Raw genomic sequence first — 10,196 nt, forward strand, 5'->3', positions numbered from 1 at the left:
TAAATCCTCAATCCTGAATCATCAGGATTCAAAAAGCGTTCCTGTTACGGAGGACCAGGAGCGCTTATTTTTTTGTTATATTCGAGATATTAGAGCGAATTAGAGCTATTCGAGTCAGCCAAAAATTTATTCACTAACTTGTTCGCATCACCAAACCACTTCACCCACCTCACCTCATCCATCCCTCGAAACCAAGTCATCTGCCTTTTAGCAAACTGATGAATAGAGATTTTTAATTTTTTTATCATCTCTTCACGGGCCAATTTGCCGCGCAAATATCTGCTAATCCAGCGGTATTCAAGTCCGAAGTCATCCAGTCGCTTCCAACTCACGCCTTGCTTGTGCAGTTGTTCAACCTCTTTAATCATTCCTTGGTCAAGTTGTTTTTCAACCCGTTTGTCAATTAATTTTATTGTTTCATCTCTAGGGCGGTTGACTCCAAGTAGAAGGAAATCAAAATTGGGTTTCACTTTACCCCGAAGGTTGGCAAACGTTTGCCAACCTTCGGGGTAGGCGAGACAAACCTCCAAAGCCCGCACCACCCGCCGTTTATTTTTTTTGTCTATTTTTTTATAAGTTATTGGGTCTATTTTTTTCAGACGCGCGAGTAATATCTCAAGCGATTGCTTTTCCAATTTTTTTCTTAATTTTAAATTTGGCTTTGTGCCAGCTAAATTATAGCCCTCAATCAGAGCCGAAATATAAAGTCCAGTGCCGCCAACCACAAAAGGCGTTTTACCGCGTTTAAAAATATCATCAATCGCTTTATGCGTAAGTTTCAACCACTTCGCCACGTTAAAAGTTGTCTTCGGACCCGCCACATCAATCAAATGGTAGGGTATTTTTTGTATTCGAAATTTGGAATTTTGATTTTGGAATTTATTTGAAATTTGAGATTTTTTTGTATCTTGTATCTTGTATCTTGTATCTTGAATAAGATAATCTTCCAAATCTTTCCCTGTCCCAATATCCATACCTTCATAAACTTGCCTAGAATCAGCCGAAATAATCTCACCATTAAATTTATTCGCGAGCTTAACCGCGAGCTTGGTTTTTCCTGAAGCAGTAGGGCCGAGGATAATAATAATTTTAGGTTTATTTTTTTTCATAAAGATAAAAAATATCTATAATCCGTTTAAATCCGTTGTAATCCGTGTTCTATATAAATTTTTTCACATCACCCCTGTAGTTCCTGTTTGTCTTTACCTTTTTTATTTGGTCAGCCAAACTTACCTGTTTATTTTTAAGCTTTTCTTTTTTCTCTTCGCGCTTTTCTGCCCGAAGTTTTTTGTTTTTGGACAACATAAAATTATTAATTATTATTTATTATTTATCAATTCTCCTTCTATCCCCCACTCATTCGCCTTAGCAACCTTCACCTTTACAAATTTTCCAATCAGATTTTTTGGTCCTTCAAACTTCACATTCTTAAAGGTTTCAGTTTTCCCCATCAACAGATTATTCCAGCCAGAGGCTGGTCCGCCTTTGGCGGAAACTTTATTAACTTTATTAACTTCGTCTTCAACCAGCACTTCCAAAATTTTGCCCGCCAACCGTCTATTATTCTCCAAAGCCGTTTCTTTCAGTATTTCCGTCAAAACCTTTTCTCGTCTTTTCTTTTCTTCGCGCGTCACATCATCAGTCAGCCTCGTTGCTGCCGTCCCTGGTCTTGGGCTATACCGGGCAATATAAGCCATATCATATTTCAAATCCCGCATTACTTCAGCAGTTTCCTCAAACTGTTTTTTTGTTTCTCCGGGAAAGCCGACAATAATATCCGTGGAAAGTCCGATATCGGGAATTTGCTTTTTGATTTTTTTAATTAACTTAAGATACTCATTTTTAGTATACTTCCGATTCATTTTTTTGAGAATAACGTTGCTTCCGGATTGAATTGGCAAATGAATATAATTGCATATTTTCGGCTCGCCGGCAATAACTTCAATCAATTCATCTGAAAAATTTTCTGGATTGCTCGTCAAAAACCCGAGCCAAAACTTTCCTGGGATATTTGCCAGAATTTTAAGTAGGGCGGGGAAGTCGACAATACCATTGTCCAATTGTCCAATTGTCCGATTGTTTTTGTAGTTATTCACGTTTTCTCCGAGTAAAGTAATTTTTTTATATCCTTGTTTCACTAGATATTTAACCTCATTGATGATTTTTTCTGCCGGTCTTGAAATTTCTCGCCCTCGCACATATGGCACAACACAATAAGTACAAAAATTTTCACATCCCGTCATAATCGGGACATAGGCTTGGTGTGCTGATTGACGTTTTGGCGGTATGGATAGGTAGTTGCAAGGAATTTTGTTTTTATTAGATAATTGATAATTAATAATTGATAATTCACCACTTTGTTTCTTTGTGATTAACTTTGGCAACTCATTAATCATAGTTATCGGCAAAATCACATCAAATTGTTTAGCTAATTTGTTTTGGTCAAACTCAAGCACACATCCCGTTAAAACCTTTTCGGCCGGTAGTTTTCTCCATCTTCCTGACAATCCATAAATTCTATCCACTGCCGACTGCCGCACCGAACACATCACCGCAATAATAATATCAGCCGATTTTTCATCGTCAGTTGGTTTATATCCGGCTTTTTGCATCACCGCGTCAATTCTCTCGCCATCCGATTTGTTCATCTGGCAGCCGAAGATTCTAAGGTGGTAATATTTAATTGGACCTTTTTTTAACATTGTGATAAAATGATTTGAAGTTAGTTAAAAAAGGAGAGTCAAAACCTATTAAATCGTTCGTCAGAAAGGAAGGGTTATGATGGAGATGACAATAACATGGGCAGCATGTGGTGACAGTGTTTCTGTAAAATTTCCTTTTGGTCTGGAGCCGTATCGCGGTGTTGGGGTGGAGGAGGACAGATCTCATCTTTCAGGGGCACAACCTGATGGCGGAGAAAATCCTCACTACTCTGTGTATGTTAGTTTAGAAAAAAAGGGTAAGCATCTTCATATGATTTTCTCTCCTGAGGAGGCGGCATCATTAAGGAAGGCGCTTGATAGTGGCATAACCATGGTTTCCAATGCACAACATCAGGAGTGATTATGGGTCCGTAAGTCAGAGGCGAGCACGACCGCATGTCATGCCCGCATCTTGTCCCGTACTCTTCGGCTTGCCGGAGTGGTGCGGGATTTTTCTTTTGCAAATTTTAGTATACCCCAATCTTTTCCGCGAGCAAGATTCGGCGTTTGCGGCCAATTTTATCCAGTATTAAGTTATCCACAGAAGAGGTAAAATCCGTATTGACAAAATATCCAAATTTGATATAATACAGATAGGCAAATGCCTAAATTTATCTAAATTTTTATGATAGTTGACAGATTAGCCCAAAATTTACTTAAAAAAAACCTGCAAGTCAATAAAGTGGTTTTGCTTTATGGTCCGCGCCGAGTCGGAAAAACAACTTTATTGAATCAATTTGTTGCTGGCCAGGCCGATAAAAAATCAATAAAAATGGTTACCGGCGAAAACAGAGCCACGCAGGACGAATTATCATCGCAATCAATTGAAATTTTAAAAGGATTTGTTGGCGATAAAAAAATTATTATTGTTGACGAAGCTCAGAAGATACCAAACATCGGACTTAACTTAAAATTGATTGTAGATAATATTCCGGATGCTGCCGTTATTGCCAGCGGTTCAGCGTCTTTTAGTTTAGCCAAACAAGTCGGCGAACCGCTTACCGGCCGAAAGAAAACAATTAATTTATTTCCTATCAGCGCCAGTGAAATTATTGCCACCAAAGATTTGTCTTTTTATAAAGAAACTTTAGAATCATATTTAATATTTGGCGGCTACCCGGAATTATTTCAAATTTCCAATCCGCAGGAGAAACGCAATTATCTTTTAGAGCTGATTGACTCTTATTTGTTTAAAGATATTTTAGAACTGGAAAATGTGCGCAGTCCCAAAAAGATTCGCGACCTTTTAACGCTTTTGGCCTTTCAGATTGGCAAGGAGGTTTCTCTTTCCGAGTTGGCCAATGTTTTGGAAATAAATAAAAATACGGTTTATCGCTACCTGGACTTGTTGGAAAAATCCTTTATTATTATAAATGTGCGCGGTTTTAGCCGCAATTTGCGCAAGGAAGTTAGTAAAACATCCCGTTATTATTTTTATGACAATGGGGTTCGCAACGGCTTAATAAATAATTTTAACATATTATCTCTGCGCGATGATATTGGAATGCTCTGGGAGAATTATTTGGTTATGGAGAGAATTAAAAAACAGTCATATCAATTTCTTCCGGCCAACAATTATTTTTGGCGGACTTATGATCAAAAAGAGATTGATTGGGTTGAAGAAAGAGACGGGTATTTGTACGGCTATGAGATTTGTTGGAGCAAGAAAGCGAAAAAAGCGCCGAAGGATTGGTTGGAAACTTATCCCAAAGCCAGTTACGAGACAGTGGATAAGACAAATTTTTTAAAATTCATTTTATAGTTCGTCAGCCGTAGGGGAGTATCCTGCCATCCGCAGAATCGCCTCAATTCTCTCGCCATCCGATTTGTTCATCTGGCAGCCGAACACCCTCAAATGGTAATATTTAATTGAGCTTTTTTTATTACTCATGCTTTTATTCATTTTGAAACCCCCTCGGCGCACCGGAGAGTTTTATTTTTTGACAAAAATATATCTGATTGCTATCATAGAATGTGGGAGGTAGGAGATGTTTTTGTTCTTTCACAATCAGAAAGGAGACGAGCCATGTCTAAGCGGCGGTTGCTGATTTTATGCCTCGCATTATTCTTATTGATAGCCCTTATTCCCTATCGGGTTGCGGGTTATACTGGTTTAAGATGGAATCCCGTAGATGATTATTATTATGATACGGGCCCACATCGTTACTATTGGAGAGTCGATTCCTGGACAATACCTCCAGTGGAAATTGGCGTAGTATCGTCTATTATGACGAGACATATTTTACTGGGCATTGGGAGCAGTGTAGGTGAGTCAAGAGACGATTTAAGCCGCACTTACCTTTCTATCCATCCCGAGCTCGAAACTTATTGGAAATTCCAGCGTGGATTTTTTAGCCAGTATCGTGATCCCCTGTACGGCGAGGCTGACATCTTGGCTTTTCGCCAGTGGTTATGTTTTAATGGTTTGCCAGCAGAGGTTATTGAATACGTTGAAAAGGTTCAAGGCCAGCGCTTTGAAGTGTTTTTGGGACTGGGTCGTCAGTTTGGTCGGGTGGGTCCTTTGAAATCGAATAGGATTATTTTGGCTATTAATCCTAGAAACATCCTTCAACCGTCGCGGCGCGAGATTTGGGTGGCCTGGACCTCCAGGTTCTAAAATCATTCTCCCTTATTTTGGTTTCACGGTCTAAACCAAGCCCCAGGCATTGAAATTTGCTTTTGGGGCTTTTTTATTCGACCACGAAAGCGCAAACACCACAAAAGATAATTTAACAATGTAACCCCTCAGCTCCGCCCTTTCGACTTTGCTCAAGGGCTTTGCTCAGAGTCTTCGACAATAGAACAATAGAACAATTGAACATCTATCAATGATTAATCCTCTATTTCTCTGTTTCTATATTTCTTTATTTCTTCTGTTCAACCTCTTCTCTCATCCTCTCCACGAATTTCTCTTTACTCATCTTTTTCACTGCCTTTTCACCGCGCAGTCGGACATTCAAATCCTCACTTTGCATTTCCTTGTCACCAATCACCAGCATGTAAGGAATTTTCATTTTTTCGGCTTTACGAATTTTATTGCCTACGGTTTCGTTCGTATCTTCAACTTCAACTCTTAAATCATTTTTTCTGAATTCATCAGCCAGTTTATGAGAAAAATTTTTATGGTCGGCGCCAACCGGTATTATAGTAATCTGAACCGGGGAGAGCCAAAGAGGAAAAGCGCCAGCATAGTGTTCAATTAGAATACCAATAAATCGCTCAAACGAACCAAGAACCGTACGATGCAGCATCACAGGCCGTTTTTTCTTGCCCTGTTCATCAACATATTCAATATCTAAAGTCTCGGGCATGGCAAAATCCAGTTGGATTGTGCCGCATTGCCAAGTTCGGTCCAGAGAATCAGTGATATGAAAATCGATTTTTGGGCCATAAAAAGCGCCATCACCTTCATTAAGTTGATATTTAACTTTTTTGCCTTGAAGTATTTTTTTGAGGGCTAATTCCGCTTTGTCCCAGATTTTATCAGAACCCATTCTATTATCTGGCCGGGTAGAAAGCTCAATTTTCACTTTTTTAAATCCAAAGACCTTGTATATCTCTTGAATCAAATCAATCACTCTGCCAACCTCTTCCTCAATTTGATCAGGCAGGCAGTAAATATGGGCATCGTCTTGAGTAAGACTTCGGACTCGAAAAAGCCCGTGCAAGACCCCGGAAAGTTCATGCCGATGCACCAAACCAAGCTCCGCTACTTTAAGCGGAAATTCTTTGTACGAGTGCAGGCTATTTTTGTAGACTAAAACTCCGCCTGGGCAGTTCATTGGTTTAATGGCATAATCCATTTCATCAATCTTTGTAAAGTACATATTTTCTTTATAATGTTCCCAGTGCCCGGATTTTTCCCAAAGAGTGCGTGAAAGGATTATTGGGGTGTTGACCTCCGTGTAGCCCTCACGTCTATGAACCTCTCGCCAATATTTTACTATTTCATTCCAAATAATCCAACCTTTAGCGTGCCAAAAAGGAAATCCAGGGCCTTCTTCGTGAAAAGAAAATAAATCCTGCTGGGCTCCGATTTTTCTGTGATCTCTTTTTTCGGCTTCAACCAACATCTCCAAGTATTTTTTAAGTTCACTTTTATTTTCCATAGCAATGCCATAAATCCGCGTGAGCATTTTGTTTTTTTCATCCCCGCGCCAATAAGCGCCAGCCAGACGATTGAGTTTAAACGAGTCAGCCGCTAGCTCTTTGGTTGATTCAATGTGTGGACCAGAGCACATGTCAACGAAAGTTTTATTGCCGTTTGTATCAAGGTTTTTATAGAAGCTGGGTTTTTCTTTGAGTTCTTTGAGGAGGTCTAATTTGTACGGCTCACTTTTTAGCATTTTCTTTGCTTCTGCTTTGCTCATTTCAAACTTTTCAAATTTCTGTCCCTGATTTATAATTTTTTGCATCTCTTTTTGGATTTTTGGCAAATCTTCGGGCGCTAGTTTCAGATTATCAAAATCATAATAAAACCCATTCTCTATGGCCGGGCCAATGCCTAATTTGACCTTTGGGTAAAGATTTTTTACAGCTTGCGCCAGGACATGGGAGAGAGAATGCCGTTTGGTCTCGATTGACGAAATTCTTGTTTTCTTGTTTTCTTGTTTTCTTGATTTAAGGGTTGCTCTTGACATAATTTTTTGGATGTGTTATGATTAAAAGTATTAAATATGATAATTATTTCGTATAGCCATTTCATTCTAAGGAGGTGATTTTTATGGACAGGGAGGAAAGAGTGGAGCGTGAACGGTGGTACAAAAAAGAGGGGATAAGACTGTTGGATTTAGCTGAACACGAGAGCGATCCCGAAAGAAGGGCAAAGCTGAAAGAAGAGTCGGATCGAGTTTTCGAGAAAGCTCGCCGTGTTCAAGATGGGTGAGCATATATGAAACCTTATTTTGGCCTCAGGCAGTATATTGCTTGAGGTCTTTTTTTTATCCGTTTGTCTGGGGTGACTATCAGTATTTAATAAAAAAAGCAACAAAATCTGCTGCTTGGGACCCCGGTCGCGACCGGGGCGGTTCCACCCTTATTACCCGCACATAAATTATTTGCGGGTCACTCATTATAAATTGTCACCAAAGTTTAGGATGATGCTCATCATCCCGCTAAATTAGGTGCGGGACCAGTGTTTGGTGAACACTGCAATCACTTTGGCATTTATATTATATTGGTAATTCTAAATTTTATCGCAACAAAAAATTAAGGACTAATGGGCGAAGCGCCCACTTTTATTTCAACTTGAGTTACCCTGCCGTCTAACTCCTCAAGTTTATCATCTTGACGTTTGTCGCATTTATACTGGGCTCTTTGTTCGTCCCGCATGTCTTCTATCTCTTTAGCAATTTTATCTTCACTGGATAAAATATCATCTCGGAATTTCCTCACATCCTCTTTAGTGGCAAATCTTTTTAAATCTTCTTTAGTGGAAAAAGTTTCAAAAGCCCTTTCGCCAAACTCTTTAAAATCTTCTTTCACCTCACTCTTAAAACTATTCATATCTTCTTTCATTTCGCCCCTAAAACTTTGCATATCTTCTTTCATTTCGCCCCTAAAACTTTGCATATCTTCTTTCATTTCGCCCCTAAAACTTTGCATATCTTCTTTCACCTCACTCTTAAAACTATTCATATCTTCTTTCATTTCGCCCCTAAAACTTTGCATATCTTCTTTCACCTCACTCTTAAAACTATTCATATCTTCTTTAGAGGGCAAGTCACTTAATTTATCATTAATTGGTTTAACTACTTCTTCCACCACTTCCCGAATAGTTTTTTTTAGCTCGTTTTGTTGCTGCATAGAATTTGTGGATAGGGTGTTATTGATTTTATTTTAACATGTTTTATTTTAACAAGGTAACGTTTAACTCTTCAAAAAGTCATATGTTAAGATGTTCAAATGTTAATATGTTTGCCTGTTTCGTGTTTCGTGAATTTAAGGCTGATTTACTTTCACCCGCACATGATTTTTCAAGAAAGGTATTTTTCTGGCCCAACTAATTGATTCTTTGATTTCAATGCTTTTTATTTCTGGGTGTTTCCTTAAGTAGACTTTGATGGTGTCATTGGTCAAGTCGGCCAGATCTTTCTCGTCAAACGAGGTGGCGGATTCGGGCATGGCGGTGCCGCTAATGCTAACCGCGAGTTGGGCTGTGCTTTTCTGGAAGTCGTAATTTTTAACGTTATAATCAAGGCTTTCCTCAGCAATTGAATGAAGTTTAGAGGTTTTTTTGTTAGCTAATTCTTTAGTGACATTATTTTTAACAATACCCAGAAGCTCTGCCTCGTCAAAGACAAAAGCTGTGACCTGTAATTTCATTTTTAGAGTAAATTCTTCAACCTCTGCCCCGATTTTTTCAACTGTTGAAGTTTCAATAACTTCCTGCCAGGTGGCTTTAGGTAGCAGTCTGGCGTTTTCAGTAAAAATGGCAGGTTTTTCTCCTTTGGGTTCTTCTTCTCCTTCGGCGGGCAGACGGTCATTTTCATTGTTATCTTCCGGAGTTTTGGCATTTTTGATTTTTTCTTCTAACTCAACCAAAGCTTGGTTAAAAAGTTTTTGAGCGAGCTGGGGACGGGCAGTGTCAATGTCTGCCTGGGAGAGAATTTTTATTTCTTTAACTCCGCCAGTCATCGGAGCCTGGCTTTCGGCATAAACCATTTTTCTTTTAGCTTCCGAAGAAAAACCAGGCAAGTAAAATTTACTTGGTCCGAGATTGCCAGCCTCCCCTGGTTCGTCAGCAAAAATTTCAACTTCTATTTTTCCGTTAGCCGGAACAGTAACCCCATTTTTAATTCTAAAGACATCATTTCCTCCTTCCGGACTTCCTTCCGGCTCAAAACGAGTTCGGGCAATTAGCTCTTGGGCCGTTGATTGTTTGTTAATAACAGTAATCTTACCGTGGGCAATACCCGGTTCTTTTTTAGAATCACCTTCGCCGGAAGGCGCATATTTTTCCTCACCTTCAATGGTTACTTCTACGGTTTCTACAAAGAGGGTATCTGGATTGTTTTTGGTCCAAGAATCCACAATCGAACGAATTTCATCAAGCGGCCCATCGGTTTTGGCTAAAGGCAGCGAGATGGGCACTTCAGTTTCAAAGGTTTCGGCCTGGGGGTTGGGAGTGACAATAATAGTGGTGTAGGAGTATGAAAAATAAAAAATCCCGATAATTAAAATAACTGCCAAGCCAATGAAAGTAAAAGCAATTTTGCTCAAAGAAGAAGAAGCGGGCACATAAAGTTGGTCTCTAGGCCCATCCTTTATTGTAGGCTTGGCTATTTCCTCCAGATCTCTCTCCAAATCCATTTTTCTATTGGTGGTTTTTTTAGGCATAAGTTTGTTATTTACTATTTAATTATTCCAGCCAGAGGCAAAGCTGAGCTTAGCTCTGCTGGTCAGCCTTTGGCTGATACTATTCCTTTTTATTAACTTTATTAACAATCAACAAATATCAATTAATATCAATTAATTTCCATCAATATCTATAAA

General features: G+C 39.1%; 11 protein-coding genes. 4 read left to right on the forward strand and 7 right to left on the reverse strand.

Translation table 11 applies throughout. The features are described from left to right. Positions 1 to 89 precede the first annotated feature (89 nt). The 3 genes from miaA to miaB are packed head-to-tail and all read right to left on the reverse strand — an operon-like array spanning position 90 to position 2,702. Positions 90 to 1,109, reverse strand: a complete 1,020-nt coding sequence (miaA, locus tag KKD20_02015; GenBank protein ID MBU4331878.1) for a tRNA (adenosine(37)-N6)-dimethylallyltransferase MiaA — start codon at positions 1,107 to 1,109, stop codon at positions 90 to 92. Between the two features lie 49 nt (positions 1,110 to 1,158). Further along, entirely contained in the window at positions 1,159 to 1,305 is a 147-nt protein-coding gene (locus tag KKD20_02020) for a hypothetical protein (GenBank protein MBU4331879.1), read from the reverse strand. A gap of 14 nt (positions 1,306 to 1,319) precedes the next feature. Further along, positions 1,320 to 2,702: a tRNA (N6-isopentenyl adenosine(37)-C2)-methylthiotransferase MiaB gene (gene miaB / locus KKD20_02025; protein ID MBU4331880.1), complete on the reverse strand. Its 1,383-nt coding sequence runs from the start codon at positions 2,700 to 2,702 to the stop codon at positions 1,320 to 1,322. 85 nt (positions 2,703 to 2,787) lie between these two features. Between miaB and KKD20_02030 the strand changes: the two genes are divergently transcribed. Together KKD20_02030 and KKD20_02035 are read left to right on the forward strand one after the other, a co-directional pair. After that, positions 2,788 to 3,063 (forward strand): hypothetical protein, encoded by a 276-nt coding sequence (locus KKD20_02030; GenBank protein MBU4331881.1) that lies wholly within the window; start codon positions 2,788 to 2,790, stop codon positions 3,061 to 3,063. A gap of 264 nt (positions 3,064 to 3,327) precedes the next feature. Further along, positions 3,328 to 4,464, forward strand: coding sequence for an ATP-binding protein (locus KKD20_02035; protein MBU4331882.1), 1,137 nt, complete (start codon positions 3,328 to 3,330; stop codon positions 4,462 to 4,464). Here KKD20_02035 and KKD20_02040 read toward each other — a convergent pair. After that, positions 4,459 to 4,593 carry a hypothetical protein gene (locus tag KKD20_02040; GenBank protein ID MBU4331883.1) on the reverse strand — a complete coding sequence of 45 codons (135 nt, stop codon included), beginning with the start codon at positions 4,591 to 4,593 and terminating at the stop codon, positions 4,459 to 4,461. The genes KKD20_02035 and KKD20_02040 overlap by 6 nt on opposite strands. Before the next feature lie 81 nt (positions 4,594 to 4,674). Here KKD20_02040 and KKD20_02045 point away from each other — a divergent pair, with 81 nt between their 5' ends. Beyond that, on the forward strand, positions 4,675 to 5,319 hold the full coding sequence (locus KKD20_02045) for a hypothetical protein (GenBank protein MBU4331884.1): 645 nt from the start codon (positions 4,675 to 4,677) through the stop codon (positions 5,317 to 5,319). Positions 5,320 to 5,566: 247 nt separating this feature from the next. Here KKD20_02045 and thrS read toward each other — a convergent pair whose 3' ends face one another. Continuing rightward, positions 5,567 to 7,342 (reverse strand): threonine--tRNA ligase, encoded by a 1,776-nt coding sequence (thrS, locus tag KKD20_02050; protein MBU4331885.1) that lies wholly within the window; start codon positions 7,340 to 7,342, stop codon positions 5,567 to 5,569. A gap of 83 nt (positions 7,343 to 7,425) precedes the next feature. Between thrS and KKD20_02055 the strand changes: the two genes are divergently transcribed. After that, positions 7,426 to 7,587, forward strand: a complete 162-nt coding sequence (locus tag KKD20_02055; GenBank protein MBU4331886.1) for a hypothetical protein — start codon at positions 7,426 to 7,428, stop codon at positions 7,585 to 7,587. A 323-nt stretch (positions 7,588 to 7,910) separates the two neighbouring features. Here KKD20_02055 and KKD20_02060 read toward each other — a convergent pair whose 3' ends face one another. After that, positions 7,911 to 8,507 carry a CCDC90 family protein gene (locus KKD20_02060; GenBank protein MBU4331887.1) on the reverse strand — a complete coding sequence of 199 codons (597 nt, stop codon included), beginning with the start codon at positions 8,505 to 8,507 and terminating at the stop codon, positions 7,911 to 7,913. A 135-nt stretch (positions 8,508 to 8,642) separates the two neighbouring features. Beyond that, entirely contained in the window at positions 8,643 to 10,040 is a 1,398-nt protein-coding gene (locus KKD20_02065; protein MBU4331888.1) for a hypothetical protein, read from the reverse strand. Between the last annotated feature and the right edge of the window lie 156 nt (positions 10,041 to 10,196).

It is taken from the genome of Patescibacteria group bacterium (genome assembly GCA_018896645.1).
In the GTDB taxonomy this organism is placed as follows: Bacteria; Patescibacteriota; Patescibacteriia; order UBA2591; family JABMQE01; genus JAHIMF01.